The organism is uncultured Tenacibaculum sp., from assembly GCF_947499065.1.
Classification (GTDB): Bacteria; Bacteroidota; Bacteroidia; order Flavobacteriales; family Flavobacteriaceae; genus Polaribacter.
Genome location: NZ_CANMMT010000002.1, coordinates 575051 through 589898, shown reverse-complemented (window position 1 = coordinate 589898; position 14848 = coordinate 575051). Strand labels below are relative to the sequence as shown.

The 14848-nt window shown below is 30.5% G+C and carries 9 protein-coding genes; 7 read left to right on the top strand and 2 right to left on the bottom strand.

Going from position 1 to position 14848, the window contains the following annotated elements; translation table 11 throughout:
* Positions 1 to 149 precede the first annotated feature (149 nt).
* From Q0958_RS07030 to Q0958_RS07000, 7 genes are all read left to right on the top strand, one after another.
* Positions 150 to 1394 (top strand): HlyD family efflux transporter periplasmic adaptor subunit, encoded by a 1245-nt coding sequence (locus tag Q0958_RS07030; RefSeq protein ID WP_299121535.1) that lies wholly within the window; start codon positions 150 to 152, stop codon positions 1392 to 1394.
* 7 nt (positions 1395 to 1401) lie between these two features.
* Entirely contained in the window at positions 1402 to 1794 is a 393-nt protein-coding gene (locus Q0958_RS07025; protein ID WP_299121532.1) for a hypothetical protein, read from the top strand.
* 11 nt (positions 1795 to 1805) lie between these two features.
* Entirely contained in the window at positions 1806 to 2507 is a 702-nt protein-coding gene (locus Q0958_RS07020; RefSeq protein ID WP_299121530.1) for an ABC transporter ATP-binding protein, read from the top strand.
* Positions 2508 to 2517: 10 nt separating this feature from the next.
* Positions 2518 to 4935, top strand: coding sequence for an ABC transporter permease (locus Q0958_RS07015; RefSeq protein ID WP_299121528.1), 2418 nt, complete (start codon positions 2518 to 2520; stop codon positions 4933 to 4935).
* Position 4936: 1 nt separating this feature from the next.
* Positions 4937 to 7348: an ABC transporter permease gene (locus tag Q0958_RS07010; RefSeq protein WP_299121525.1), complete on the top strand. Its 2412-nt coding sequence runs from the start codon at positions 4937 to 4939 to the stop codon at positions 7346 to 7348.
* Positions 7341 to 8108: a DUF2807 domain-containing protein gene (locus tag Q0958_RS07005; protein ID WP_299121522.1), complete on the top strand. Its 768-nt coding sequence runs from the start codon at positions 7341 to 7343 to the stop codon at positions 8106 to 8108. Before Q0958_RS07010 ends, Q0958_RS07005 begins: the two co-directional genes overlap by 8 nt.
* Before the next feature lie 126 nt (positions 8109 to 8234).
* Positions 8235 to 9479 carry an Hsp70 family protein gene (locus Q0958_RS07000; protein ID WP_299121519.1) on the top strand — a complete coding sequence of 415 codons (1245 nt, stop codon included), beginning with the start codon at positions 8235 to 8237 and terminating at the stop codon, positions 9477 to 9479.
* Here the strand turns inward: Q0958_RS07000 and Q0958_RS06995 are convergent.
* The gene (locus Q0958_RS06995; protein ID WP_299121517.1) at positions 9474 to 10883 is read right to left on the bottom strand and encodes a cytochrome P450; all 1410 of its coding nucleotides are present in this window, start codon (positions 10881 to 10883) and stop codon (positions 9474 to 9476) included. The genes Q0958_RS07000 and Q0958_RS06995 overlap by 6 nt on opposite strands.
* 191 nt (positions 10884 to 11074) lie before the next feature.
* A complete protein-coding gene (gene purL, locus Q0958_RS06990) occupies positions 11075 to 14806 on the bottom strand; it encodes a phosphoribosylformylglycinamidine synthase (protein ID WP_299121756.1) in 3732 nt (1243 codons plus the stop codon).
* Positions 14807 to 14848: the final 42 nt, after the last annotated feature.

Here is a 14848-nt window from a genome sequence, read left to right as displayed (position 1 = left end):
AGTTGTTTGAATTTGGACAAATAAATGTTCGTTTATGAACACTTAATTTTTGTTTTAAAAATATAAATTATTGATTTCTAACACTTTAAGTGCTTGTTCTTTTTGTGGCATATTTATCGTTTTAACTAGGTCAAACAAAGCAATTAATAATGGATAAGAAGATTAAGCCAAAAAATAAAAAGAAGAAAAAAATGATTTTATGGGGAGTTCCAATAGTATTATTACTAGCAATAATTCTAATGAATCTTACACGTAAAAGCCAAATAAATTTAAAGCGTATGGATATGAGTATACGTGAGGTAAAGAGTGGAGATTTTGAAGATGTTGTTTTATTTAATAGTACTGTAGAGCCAAAAACATCGGTTTTAGTAAATGTAATTCAAGGAGGTTCAGTATCAGAAATCTTTGTTGAAAGTGGACAAATGATAAAAAAGGGAACTCCTTTACTTAGAGTATACAATCCAAATGCTGAATTAAATTATTTAACTCAAGAAACTGCAATCATTGAACAAATAAATAATTTAAGAAATATTAGAGTTAGTATTAAGAATCAACAATTAACACTAGATCAACAATTGTTAAGTATTGATAACGATTTTAAAAATGCTAAAAGACAACACGATTTAGATAAAAAACTTTTTGACAAAGGAGTAGTCGCACAGAATGATTATCAAAAAACAGCACAACAATTTCAGTTTCAGAAAGAAAGAAAAAACGTTATAAAGCAAAGTGTTAGTGAGGAAAAAAAGAGTAGAGATACTCAATTATCGAGAATAAATACTTCGATAACTAATATGCAAAAGAGTTTAGAATTACTTAGGAAAAACAAAGAAAACTTTACAGTTAAAGCTCCTGTTGACGGATTACTTTCTTCTTTTAACCCAATTTTAGGTGAGAATTATAATCAAGGTCAACCAATTGGAAAAGTAGATGTATTAGATGGCTATAAATTAATGGCAAAGGTAGATGAATACTACATTGCAAAATTGAACGAAGGTATTAAAGGGAATGTTGCTATCAATGCTAAAAATTATGAAATCAAACTTTCAAAAATACAACCAGAAGTAGTTAACGGACAGTTTCAAATTGAGTTACAATTTCAAAAAGACTCATTACCAAAAGATATAAAAAGAGGAATGTCTTTAAAGAGTAAAGTCTTTTTATCAAATAATAGTAAAGCTTTGTTAATACCAAAAGGACAGTTCTATCATTCAACAAATGGAAGATGGGTTTTTGTATTAAGTTCAGACAACAAAGCTGTTAAGCGAAATGTAAAAATAGGAAGAGAGAATCCTTTTTATTATGAAGTGTTAGAAGGTTTAAAAGAAGGGGACAAGGTAATTACTTCTAATTACGATGATTTTAAAAATGTAGAAGAAATAAATATTCAATAAAAATATTATGATGAAAAGAATAAACATATTTTTAATACTGATATTAATGGTTTCTTGCGCACCAAAAATATCTTACAATAATATAAGCGCTAGAGATTGGAGTATTCAAAAAGAAAAAGAAGAGCTCGATGCATCATTCAGCTATTTCTCAGGTAGTGTATATCAAGACATAGCAATAGAAAAGGATGATGAATTAAAGTTAATTTGGAATACCAATTTAGAAAAGGGAGCTATAGAGTTTTTATTGATTAATACTAAAGGGGAAAAACTATGGAATTCCACAAAACAAATAAAAACTGGAACTAAAGAAGTAAATGTTCCAATAACAGAAAAAGGAATTTATAAAATAGAAGTAAAAGGATACGATGCTTCTGGAAAATTTGATTTAAAATGGAAATAAAAAATAACAAAATGATAACGATAAAAGAATTAACTAAAGTATATAGAACTGAAGATGTTGAAACAACAGCATTAAATGCATTAAGTTTAGAAGTACAAGAAGGAGAATTTGTTTCTATAATGGGGGCTTCAGGTTGTGGAAAATCAACTTTATTAAATATCATTGGTTTGTTAGATGCGCCTGATGGAGGAAGTTATTTGTTTGATGAAACTGAAGTTGCAAATTATACAGAAAAAGAAAGAGCAAGTTTACGTAAAGCTAATATAGGTTTCGTTTTTCAAAATTTTAATTTAATAGATGAGCTTACTGTTTATGAAAATGTTGAATTACCATTAATCTATAATAATGTAAAATCATCAGAACGTAAGCAAAGAGTAAATGAAATATTAGAGCGTATTGGAATAGCACATAGAGCTAAACATTACCCATTACAATTATCTGGAGGTCAGCAGCAAAGAGTAGCGGTAGCTAGAGCATTAGTTACGAAGCCAAAATTGATTCTTGCCGATGAACCTACAGGAAATTTAGATAGTAAAAACGGAAATGAAGTCATGGAATTATTAACAGAGTTACATGCAAGTGGAACTACTATTATTATGGTAACACACTCTTCATACGATGCTAAATTTTCATCAAGAGTAGTTACATTAAAAGATGGGGAAATTGTTTCAGAAAAGAAAAATGAACACAAAGTAGATATTTTGATTCAATAAAAAAGCTGCTATGATACAAACTTGGTTTAAAATATTTTATAGAAATAGTAAGAAAAACTGGCTGAACATTTTAATTAATGTTTTAGGATTAACTTTAGGGTTAGCAGGTTTACTTATTGTATTACTTTATTTTCAAGATGAAAAGAGTTACAATAGTAAAAATCCAAATAAAGAATCAATTTACAGGGTAGTACACAAAATGTCCGATGGTGATATTTGGACGAGTAGTACTGCTGTAGAAGGAGCAAAGTATAAAGAAGAAATTCCAGAAATTACTTCTGTTTATATGTCTAATGATTGGTATGATAGTAGTTTACTAATAGCAGCTGGGAAAAAAGTATACTCTAGAGATATATTAATGGGACAACCGAACTTTTTCGAATTCTTTCCTTTTGAAGTGGTAAAAGGAAGTGTAAAAGATTTTGAGAAAGTAAGAAACCATATGGCACTTTCAGAGGAAAAGGCAAAAGCTCTTTTTGGAAATGTGTCTTTGGCTTTGGGAGAAACAATAGAAATAAACAAAAGAGTATACAAAGTAGCCTTAGTTTATAAAATTACAGGCAAACATTACTACATGCCGCAAATAGTAGTACAATATGAGAAAGAGCCGAAAGGACATTGGGGTAATTTTTCTTTTGGATTATTTATTAAAACTACTCAAAATGCTGAGAGTAATAGTTTAATTGAAAAAATGGATAATGTTTGGTTTACAAACCAAGTTGAACCACAATCGAAGATAGACGGAGTTCCTACTAGTGAATGGGAAGAAAAATACGGAACAAAAGTATTGATAGAATCTTTAACAGATATTCGTTTAAAGTCTTTAGGTACAGATGCTGGTCCAGAAGGAAAAGGAAACTATCAGTTAATACTTATCATGTTAACCTTATCAATTTTATTGATTATCATTTCATGTGTAAACTTTATTAATTTATCTACAGCATCAGCAACTCAAAGGGCTAAAGAAGTTGGAGTTAAAAAAACATTAGGGTTATCAAAATTAACTTTAACACGTCAGTTTGTTTTAGAAATAGTTCTACAAGGAATAATAGCTTTTGTACTAGCAGTCATATTAGTAGAGCTGCTGTTACCTTACTTTAATGACTTTATGCGAAAAAGTATTTCAATTGGAGATGGAACTGCTATATATCAAGTAGCTATAATAGCAGTTGTAATATCATTTATCATAGGGAATATACCAGCAGTTTATTTAGCTAATTTCAAATCGGTAGAAGTCCTTAAAGGAAATATTTCACGAAGTAAAAGAGGAAGACTTGCTAGAAGTATAATGTTAGGGTTTCAGTTTTTAATATCAGGATTCTTTTTAATTGGCTCATTAATAATTTATAAGCAAGTAAATTATATGATGAATAAAGATTTAGGGTATAATGGAAATCAAGTAATTACGGTTTCGCTAAACGATCCAGAAAACAGGTACAAAAAGTATTTATTGGCTAAAAAAGAATTGATTAAACATCCGAATATTGAAGTTGTAACTAGTAATTATTTCTTACCAGGTGGAGGTAATTCCAACTCAACTAATGTAGGATATAAAGATTTATCTGTTCAAACCAATAGCAATGCAATGGATTTTGAATACATGAATATGGTAGATATGAAAGTAATTAAAGGTAGAGGGTTACAAGCTAACTTGGCATCAGATACTATTAAAAATGTATTGATAAATGAAACATTAGCTAAAGCATTTGGAATTTACGATAATCCATTAGGAAAGAAAATTAGTACAGGATTTAACTCTAAAGATAATGATGGTAAAAACTTAAATGTTATAGGAATGGTTAAAGATTACCATATCTATGGAATGGATGCTAAAATACCACCAATTATTATGATGCACTGGAATTCTTTTGATTGGATGAAACAAAATTTTTGGGTTGTTCAGTTTAAGATTAAGTCAAATGACATAGAAAAAACCATTGCAGATATTGAAGATTATTGGAAGCAAAATGTAGAACAAGGATATCCTTTTAGTTACCAGTTTTTAAATAAACGATTTGCGCGTACATATCGAAAATATCAAAAGCAAAAGACAATTTTTACGGTTCTTACTGTAATTGTAATAGTAATTTCACTTTTAGGATTGTTTGCTTTAGCAACATTAAGTATTCAACAAAGGTTAAAAGAAGTTGCGATACGTAAAACATTAGGTGCGAGTGTACAGGAGATTATGTATCAATTGATTAAAAACTTTGTAAGAATAGTGTTAATAGCTTCAATAATATTAATCCCAGTAGCATATTATTTTATGCAAAGTTGGCTGGATAATTTTGTCTATCGTATAGATATGCCTTTATTACCATACTTAATAACACCAATAATATTAATGATTTTAGTGTTTTTAGTGGTAGGATTAAAAGCTTTTAAAGCAACAAAAGTAGATTTAATTAAATATCTAAAATTCGAGTAATATGCTTCAAACATGGTTTAAGATATTTTATAGAAATAGCAAGAAAAATTGGTTAAACACCTTTATAAATATAAGTGGTTTAACCTTAGGGTTAGCGGGATTATTAATAGTTCTTTTGTATTTAAATGAAGAGCAAAGTTATAATCAGTGGAATCCAAATAAGGATGATGTGTATAGGGTTAATTTAATAAACCCAAAATCTAGTGAAGTTTGGTATACCGTAAATCCAGGAATGTACCTTACATATCCAAAAGAAATACCAGAAGTAACAGATGCTGTTATGGTAAAACCTTACTATAGGAGTAGAGTAATACAGTATGATGAAGTAAATGAGTTTAATAACAAAACAATTTTTACGGATCCTAATTTTTTCGACTTCTTTCCTTTTGAAATTGTAGAAGGATCAACTCATAAGTTTGCAGAAACTAGGAAAAATATAGCGCTTTCAGTAGACTATGCAAAACGAATTTTTAAAGGAGCAAGTGCGGCTGGAAATTCAGTAAAAATTGATGGTAAAGATTATTTAGTGACTTGTGTTTATAAGGTTCCTAAAAACTCACATCAAGAACCAGACTTAATAATGCAATATAGTACTCCTTTTGAAGTACATTGGGGAAATCATAATAATGAATTGTTTTGTAGAATTACAAAAGATGCAGATTTAGAATTGGTGAAGCAAAAAATGACTCAGATTCTAGTTAGTGTACATAAAAAGTATGCATTACAAGAAGGAATATCAGAAGAAGAGTTTGATGAAAAGTTTGATGCTCCAGGGATTTTATTAGATAAGTTAAGTACCATATATTTACATAGTACAGCAAATAGAGCTGGACCTAGTGGAACAGGGAATTACCAACTATTAATGGTATTGTTAGGACTATCTATATTGTTAATTATTATTTCTTGTGTAAACTTTATCAATTTATCTATAGCTTCTGCAAGTCAAAGAGCAAAAGAAGTAGGTGTAAAGAAAACACTGGGATTATCTAAAACTAGTTTATTGCTCCAATATGTACTTGAAATTGTTGTGCAAGGTCTAATTTCCTTTGTTTTTGCTCTTATCATTGTAGAGTTGGCATTACCTTTTTTTAATGAGTTTATTCATGTTGAGATATCAATTTTTGAAATTAAATCATTAATAACTTTATTGATAAGTGTAATTTTAATATCAATTTCAATAGGTGGTATTTCCGCTTTATATTTATCAAACTTTAAACCAGTAGAAGTTTTAAAGGGGAATATTTCTAAAAATAAGAAAGGAAATTTAGCAAGAAACATCATGTTGGGGCTACAATTTTTAATTTCTGGATTCTTTATCATCAGTATTTTAATAGTAAGTGACCAAATTAATTATATGATTGAGAAAGATTTAGGTTTTGATAAAGAACAAGTATTAACTGTAGATGTATATAACATAGGGAATGAATTTGAAAAGTATTTATTAACGAAGCAAGTATTATCAAACGATCCTGATATAGTCGATATTACAGCAAGTATGTTTGTGCCTGGGGAAGGTTTTGTAAACGGAACTTCTTTAGTACATGAGGTAAATGACAAACGATTTAATTCTGCTTCAAATTTGGTAGACTATAATTATATAGATTTTGCGAATATAGAAGTGTTAAAAGGAAGAAGCTTCTCTAAAAATATAGCTTCTGATAGTATTAATAAAATTATTATTAATGAAACAGCAGCAAAGAAACTAGGTATTTACAACAATCCAATTGGAGAGAAATTAGGTTTAGGATGGTCAGATGATATGTCTTTAGAAGTAATTGGAATGGTGAAAGATTACCATTTTGATGGATTTGAAGCCAAAATAGCACCGATGTTTTTTGTTCTTTGGGATACTCATAAAGAAGCAAAATCTTGGATACCAGCAATTCAGTTTAAAATTAAGTCAAGTGATATAGAAAATACCATTGCCAAAATTGAAAGCTTTTGGAAAGAAAATGTAGATGCTAAATACCCTTTTTCTTATCAGTTTTTAGATAAAAAGTTTGCAAAAACGTACGATAAATATAAAAAACAACAAAGCATGTTTTTAATATTATCAGTAATTGTAGTAATTATAGCTTTGTTAGGACTATTTGCTTTAGCAACATTAACCATTCAGCAGCGTTTAAAAGAAGTAGCTATACGTAAAACCTTAGGGGCATCAGTAAAAGAAATTATGTTCCAATTGGTAAAAAGCTTTTTACAAATAACATTAATAGCTTCGGTTTTTTTAACTCCAATCGCATATTATTTAATGCAAAATTGGTTAGATAATTTTGTTTATAGAATAGATATGCCAATACTTCCATATATTGTAACTCCTTTAGTATTAGTTATACTAGTGTTAGCAGTTGTAGGGGTAAAGGCTTATAATGCAACAAGGGTAGATTTAATTAAATATTTAAAATTTGAATAAAATAATTATGAGGAGAAATGGTTTATTTGCAGGTTTATTGCTAGTTTTCTTAGTGAATTTCAACTTAGTAGCTCAAAATAAGGTAATTCCTTTAGAAGGAGCTTATAATAAAATAATAGTTAGTCCACACATAGAAACTGTATTTGTAGAAGGAGAAGAATCTATTATTGAAATTAAAAACTTAGATGTTTTTGAAGAAAAATTTAAGTATGAACTGAAAAATAAAACACTTCATATTTATTTAGAAGGGGCAAAAACAGTAACAAAGAATAAAAAGGTAAAGTATAACAATGGTAAAAGAAAAGTGCCGATTTATAGAGGTACTAAGGCACAGATTGTTGTAAAATATACACCAGTTAAAATATTTTCAATAAGAGGAGAGGAGGATGTACTTTTTAAAAACTTAACATCATCTAATGAGAGTAAAATACGACTGTATGGTGCATCAAAAACAACTATTGAAAATGTAAAAGCTAATAAATTACGTTTTACTATCTATGGAGACAGTAAAGTGACTGTTGATAAGGGAGTTGTAGATAATTTAAAAGTTACAGCTTATGGAGAAGCAAAATTTATGGCAACCAATTTAGAAACAAAAGAAACTAAAGTTACCTCGTATGGAGCAGCGTCTTTTAAACTTAATGTATCAGATAGACTAAAAGTTACTGCGTATGGAGAAGCTAAAGTATTATACAAAGGAAACGCAACAGTTAAAAAAGGAATTGTTATAGGAAGGTCTACTATTAAAAAAGTAGATTAATATTTTATGTAGTTCAGAAAAAAACTGCCTTTAAAAGGCAGTTTTTTGTTTTATAAAAGAATACTTTTTTGCTTAGGAAAACTAAAGATTAATGTAAATTGCGCGTCTTTCAATTTTCTAGGTGTTATGCAAAATATTTGTGGATTAGATTTCGGGACTTCTAATACAATTAGTACAGTTTATAAGGGAGGAAAGACCATTATGGTTCCTTTTGAAAACAATAATAAATCGCTACCAAGTAGTGTGTTTTTTCCTTTTGAGGCAATAGATAAGCCTATTTATGGAGATTTAGCCACCAATACTTATGTAAACAATGGCTATGGTAGATACATGAAAAGTTTTAAACGAATTCTTGGAACTCAGTTTTTTGAACAAGGAACAGCTTTAAAACCAGGAACCAATATCTTCTTTCACGATATTATTGTAAACTATTTAAAACATGTAAAAGAGAAAACTGAAGACTTTTTAGGAGGTGAAACTGATTATGTAGTTGTGGGAAAACCAGTTAGACTTTCAGAAAAAGAAAAAGGAGCAAACTCAGGAATAACACAGTTAGAATCAATTTTAAGGAGTGTAGGGTATAAAAACTATTCTTTTTTAGAAGAACCCATAGCTGCAGCTTATTATCATAAAGAGAAAATAGATAAGAATTCCTTAGCTATTGTGGCCGATTTAGGAGGTGGAACTTGTGATTTTACTGTGGTAGGAATAAATGAAGATAAAAAAGATTTAAATATATTAGCTACTTCTGGAATCTCTTTAGGAGGAACTGATATTGATAGTAACTTTGCTTTAGAAGTATTTTTTCCTGAATTGGGGTATAAAACAATAGATAAATTCAAAGGATTAACCTTACCAGCATTGCCATACAGACAAGCTTCCGACTGGAATAAGATTACTACCTCATTATATACTAAAAAGACTGAATTTTTAGTTCGAAAAATGATTAACAATGCGAAGTATAAAGAAAAAGTAGTACAGTTAAAGAGCTTAATAGAGCATAAGAAAGCCCATTCTTTATTAAATCAAATAGAGCAAACAAAAATAAAACTATCAGATGCTAAAGAGCTTATGTTTAGTAGTGAATTTTTATCTAATATCAATTTAACAATTTCAAAAAGCTTATTAGAAGATGCAATTAATGGTGTTATTAGCAAAATAGTAGCTACAGCTAATGATTGTTGTTTGCAAGCTGGAGTTAATGAAAAATCGATTGACTACCTTATTTTAACTGGAGGTACCAGTAAAATGCCTTTGGTAAAGCAACTATTTAAAGAAACTTTTTCAAAGGCAAAACTGATAGAAAATAACTCAATGGATTCGGTAGCTTTAGGCTTATTAGAAAAAGCTAAAAAAGATACGAATCTATAAATTGGCTTTTTTAAATTGAACCTTTAAGTTTTCTGGATACACAGTAAAAGCAAAGTTTTCCTCAACATCTTCAGGTTTTACGCTTAAACTAAGGTCAAATTGTTTGCAAATACTAGAAATAGCGGTTGTCATTTCTATAATTGATAAATGCATACCAGGACACAATCTAGAACCACCACCAAATGCTTTAATAGCTTTAGGAGTATGATTTTTATGATAAGGACATTCAGATTTTAACCATCTATTTGGATCAAAATCGTTAGAATTAGAAAAATAGTCTTCTTCCATAGCTGCATAACTATTTAACAGAATAATACTTGTGTCTTTTGGAATAGCAATATTATTAACAGTAGTAGCTTCATTTGCTTGAAAATACAGCATTGGAGTAGTAGGTTTCAAGCGAATTGCTTCTTGAATTACAGCATTGGTATATTTTAAACTAGAAATAACATCATAATTATCTGGAACAAAACCATCATATTGAGAAGCTTCTTCTCTAATTTTTTGAACTATTTCAGGATGTTGTGTTAAATAATACAAAGTCCAGCCTAAAGTATTAGAAGTAGTGTCTTCACCAGCTAATAACATAGCTATTACATTTCCATACAAGGTTTTTTCATCAAAAACAGTGTCTTCTTTTTCGCTTTCAACTAATAAAGCTTCTAAAAAATTAGAAGGCGCCTCTTTTAATTCAGGATTGTTTGCTAATCGAATTTTAGCTTCATTGATAAAATCGTAAATAATAGTTTCAATTTCTTTAAGCGACTTTTTTAACAAACGATCTTTAGCTGAAGGTAAAATTCGCCACATTGGAATTGGAGCAGTAATACGTTCATTAATCATTGGGAAAATTAACTCTAAATAATTTTGAAAACGATCCTCTTTATTATGTATTGTATTTAGTTTATAACCAAAAGCAATCTCTGTTGTAACATCAATTGTAAAAGCTATAAAGTCGTTTATAATATCTATAGTATTACTTTGGGTAGCGTATCCTTCTATTTTGGAAATTAGGTTTTTATTTTTTTCTTGGATAATAGGGTAGTAGCCTTTTACCTTTTTTACACTTAAGGCTTCAGCTACAGGTTTTCGTTGCTTTTTCCAATGAGCTCCTTCGGCATTAAATACAGTATGAAATCCCATTTCGATAAAGACTTCATTAATTTTAGAAAGTCTTCTGAAGGTATCAGGTCTTTGTTTTAAAATAGTATTATTAAAATCTACATTAGCAGAAACAAGTGCTTTTAAAGGACCTAATTTAACTGTAAAGAATTCACCATGTTCTTTAGCCCATTGTTCTAAAATACGATGTTTATTCTTTTTCTTGAAGTCTTTTAAGTTTCCTAATAAAAAACTGCCTTTTGGAGTATTTAAATCCTTTATGGTTTTAGTGAGGGTGTCCATTTTAGTTGTTAGTTTTTGTAAAAATAATAATACAAATTGTAACAATGGCTATATATAAAAAGAAAGAGGACACATAAATGCGTCCTCTAAATTTATATTGTTAATCTAACCCTTCAAATATAGATTAATAATAAGTCACAAAAGTAATGTGAATTAAAGAAAGGGTCTGTAACATTTGTTACACTTAAGAATTATTTAACATTTTCAATCCACTTTCTAGCATTTACAAAGGCTTCCAACCATGGTGACACCTCGTCTTTTCTACCAGCGGAGTAATTTGCCCAGTTCCATTGGAATGTAGAACGCTCAATATGAGGCATTGTAACTAAGTGACGTCCAGTACTATCGCACAACATTGCTGTGTTATAATCAGAACCATTTGGATTGTTTGGATAGCCTTCATAACCATATTTAGCAACAATATTATAGTTTGCTTCACTTTCAGGTAAATTAAATTTTCCTTCACCGTGTGAAATCCATACACCAAGCTCTGTTCCTGCTAAAGAAGATAACATTACCGAGTTATTCTCTTGAACTTTTACTGAAGTAAATGAACTCTCGTGTTTTTTCGAATCATTGTGAATTAATCTTCCGTGTACTTTATGATCTGGGTTGATTAAATCTAACTCCATCCATAGTTGTGCACCATTACAGATACCAACCGATAAAGTATCTTCACGTTTAAAGAAGTTCTTTAAAGCAGTATTGGCTTTTTCATTGTATAAAAATGCACCAGCCCATCCTTTAGCAGATCCTAATACATCAGAATTAGAAAAACCTCCAACAGCTCCAATAAATTGGATATCTTCTAAAGTTTCACGACCAGAGATTAAATCGGTCATATGTACGTCTTTTACATCAAAACCAGCTAAATACATAGCATTGGCCATTTCACGCTCTGAATTCGATCCTTTTTCACGAATAATAGCAGCTTTAGGCCTGTTTGTTACGTTTCCAACAGTATCACTTAATTTCCCTGTAAAATGTGTAGGGAAGGTATAGTTTAACGGTTGTACTTTATAATTATCAAATCGGTCTTGAGCTAAACCATTTGCTGTTTGTTTTTGATCGAATAAGAATGAAGTTTTATACCAAACATCTCTCATTTCAGCAACATTGAAAGAGAAAGTGTCTTCGTTGTTTTTAATAGTTACGGTTCCGCTATTATTGGCAGTACCAATTTTAAAGAACTCAATATTCTTTTCGGCTAAAACAGCTTCAACACTAGAGTTTGCTTGGAAAACAATTCCTGCATTTTCAGAGAATAAAACTTTTATAGAGTCTTCTTCATTTAAAGATGTTAAATCAAAGTCGGCACCTAAATTCACATCTGCAAAACACATTTCTAATAAGGTTGTAATAAATCCACCAGAAGCAATATCATGCCCAGCTGATAATTTATCGGCTTTAATTAAATCTTGTATTGTGTTAAAAGTATCTTTTACAAAAGCAGTATTTTGAATATCTGGAGCTTCATTACCAATAGTATTTAATACTTGATTGAATGAACTACCTCCTAATTTATAAGCATCTTGTGATACATTGATATAATAAATACTTTGTCCGTTATTTTGTAATACAGGCTCTACAACTTTAGAAATTTCATTACAGTTAGCTGCAGCAGAAATAATAACGGTACCAGGAGAAATTACTTCACCATCAGGATATTTTTGCTTCATAGAAAGCGAATCTTTTCCTGTTGGTACATTAATCCCTAAATCGATAGAAAAGTCAGAAATAGCTTTTACAGCTTTGTATAAACGAGCATCTTCACCTTCATTTTTACACGGCCACATCCAGTTTGCCGATAATGAAACTGATGTTAATCCGTCTTTTAAAGGCGCCCAAATAATGTTAGTTAACGATTCTGCAATAGAATTTCTACTTCCAGCTCCTGGGTGAATTAAACCTGAAATAGGAGAGTGCCCAATAGTAGTTGCAATTCCTTCTTTTCCGTTATAATCTAATGCCATTACACCTACATTGTTAAGTGGCAATTGTAATGGTCCAACACATTGTTGTTTAGCTACTTTACCACCTACACAACGGTCTACTTTATTAGTTAACCAATCTTTACAAGCTACGGCTTCTAATTGCAATACTTGTTCTAAATAGATTTGTAGATTTCTTGTTTTGTATCGAGGGTTTTTATAATTTCTTACAACTGTTTTATCAGTCATAATTGTTTTTGGAGAACTACCAAACATATCTTCCAAAGCTAAATCCATAGGTTTTTCACCTTTGGTTTCAGATTCAAACGTAAAACGATTGTTTCCAGTAACATCACCTACAGTATAAATTGGAGAACGCTCACGTTCAGCAATTTTTTCTAAGGTTTCTATATGTTTTTCGGCAATTACTAATCCCATACGTTCTTGAGATTCGTTTCCTATAATCTCTTTAGCAGATAGGGTAGGATCACCTACGGGTAATTTGTCCAAATCAATTTTTCCACCTGTATCTTCTACTAATTCCGATAAACAGTTTAAGTGTCCACCAGCTCCGTGATCGTGAATAGAAACAATAAAGTTATCATCGCTTTCTACCATACCACGAACCGCATTGGCAGCACGTTTTTGCATTTCTGGATTCGAACGTTGTACAGCATTTAATTCAATACCCGAAGAGAATTCTCCAGTATCTGCAGAAGAAACGGCTGCTCCACCCATACCAATTCTGTAGTTTTCACCACCTAGAATCACAATTTTATCACCTTCATTAGGTGTTTCTTTCAATGCTTGCTCTGCTTTTCCGTATCCAATACCACCAGCTTGCATAATTACTTTATCATAAGCTAATTTTCTAGCTTCTGATTCGCTAGCTGCTGAATTTTCTTTGTGTTCAAAAGTAAGTACAGAACCCGTAATTAATGGTTGTCCGAACTTATTTCCAAAGTCTGAAGCACCATTAGAAGCTTTAATCAAAATATCCATTGGTGTTTGGTATAACCAATCTCTAGCTTCAAATTTCTTTTCCCAAGGACGATCTTCTTCCAAACGAGAATATGAAGTCATATATACCGCCGTTCCTGCTAATGGCAATGAACCTTTACCACCAGCCAAACGGTCTCTAATTTCTCCTCCCGAACCAGTTGCAGCTCCATTAAATGGTTCTACAGTAGTAGGGAAGTTGTGTGTTTCTGCTTTTAAAGATATTACTGAATCAAATTCTTTAGTTTCGTAAAAATCTGGCTTGTCAGCAGTTTTAGGTGCGAATTGTTCTACTTTTGGTCCTTTAATAAAGGCTACATTGTCTTTATAAGCAGAAACAATATCGTTTGGATTTTGTTTTGAAGTTTCTTTAATCAATTTAAACAATGAAGTAGGCATTTCTTCTCCATCAATGATAAAAGTTCCGTTGAATATTTTATGACGACAGTGCTCTGAATTTACTTGTGAAAATCCAAAAACCTCACTATCGGTTAACTTACGTCCAATTTTTTCTGATACTTCTTCTAAATACGTAACTTCTTCCTCACTTAAAGCTAATCCTTCTTGTTGATTGTACGCAGCAATGTCGTCAATCTCTAAAATAGCTTCTGGTTGAATTTCAATAGTAAATGTATTTTGATTAAGTCCGTTGAATTTTTGAGAAATCATTGGGTCGAAATCTGAAAACTCTTCAGAAACGGCTTCAAATTCTTCTATTCTAATAATATCTGAGATTCCCATATTTTGAGTTATCTCAACAGCATTGGTACTCCAAGGGGTAATCATAGCTGCACGTGGACCAACAAAAAAGACGTCCAAAGACGCCGCATTTATTTTAGGTTGGTTGCCAAATAACCAAGTAAGTTTTGAAACTGTTTCTGTACTTAATTCTTCTGTTGTTTGAACAGCAAATACTTTACTGTTTACGTTTCCAAAGAAATGAATCATTATGTTTGTTGTGTTTGTGTGTTGTTTTAAAGGCGTAAATTTAATTCTTTTGGTTGAATTAAAAGCATAAAAAAAGCAGCATTTTTT